Source organism: Hydrogenophaga taeniospiralis CCUG 15921, from assembly GCF_001592305.1.
Lineage (GTDB): Bacteria > Pseudomonadota > Gammaproteobacteria > Burkholderiales > Burkholderiaceae_C > Hydrogenophaga > Hydrogenophaga taeniospiralis.
The window spans coordinates 1-1,064 of sequence record NZ_BCWR01000042.1 but is presented as its reverse complement, the minus strand read 5'-3'; the positions used below and the strand labels follow the sequence as shown (position 1 = coordinate 1,064).

Annotated in this window: 1 protein-coding gene; it reads left to right on the top strand. The window is 66.7% G+C overall.

Annotation, left to right across the window (positions count from 1 at the left end; all coding sequences use genetic code 11):
• Positions 1–1,064: hypothetical protein (locus HTA01S_RS25635; protein ID WP_169804813.1), on the top strand; the 1,064-nt coding region annotated here is incomplete at both ends.

Below are 1,064 nucleotides of genomic sequence, written 5' to 3'. Positions count from 1 at the left end.
GACATCGAATCGACCATCGCCGTCACCCCCGAGCCCGGAGGCCTGGCGCTCGCGCGCCTGTACCTCACCCCCACCAATCCCTACGCCGACGCCAACACGGGAGCGGCCGGCTGCGACGCCGCCACCACCTGCAACCAGGCCGTCTACAACCAGATCCTGCTCGACGCGGCGGCCACCGGCTACGTCGCCACCGCCAGCGGCACCCACCTGGGCAAGACCCACGACAGCAGCAGCGCGGAGATCTTCAACCGAGGCTTCAACCTCTACCAAGAAAAACCCGTCTTCCTCGCCGCGCAAGACCCCCTGGGCGGGGCCACCGCCTTCTTCGCACTGCAAGGCGAACAAGCCAAGACCCACCTGCAACACCTGCAGACCCAAAACGTCAGCCTGCTCGGCGGCACCATCTTCTTCAGCCAGCAGACCATCAAAGGCCCGGGCAACGGCAGCACCAGCCACTGGGACGGCAGCACCAACGACCCCGGCGCCGCCTTCGACGCCGCCCTGGGCAGCGCCCCCGGCGTGAACGCCAGCGGCGGCAGCGGCGGCTTCGTCGTGGGCTACATCCAACCCGACGGCCAGGCCCACGAATTCAACCTGCAGCGCGACCCCCACTTCCAGGACTTCCAGCGCCAGCAAGGCTACGGCGAGTGGGGCGGCCAGGGCAACACCGACAGCGCCCTGGGGCAGAACCTGCGCAACGCAGGCCTGCAGAACCAGAAAGGCCAACAGGCCGCCGCCGGCATCGACTTTGGCTACTTCCAGGAAGACCGCAGCCTCTTCCTGCAAGGGCTGGACCTCTACAAATTCGGCAACCGGGGCGACAACGGCCTGCTGCAGCAACTGCAGAACGGCCAGATCGGCCCGGGCCACCCCGACTACGAACGAGCCCGCGGGCTGGCCGAAGAACGCTTCAAACTCGCCTACGCCAGCCAGGTGGAATACAACACCAAAGCGCACTTCACCGCCGAGGCCGCGAAATACCAGGCCGACCAACTCGACCTGGCGGCCTACGACAACGGCAAACTCTTCAAGAGCGGGCTCAACCTGTACGACAAACGGGGAGA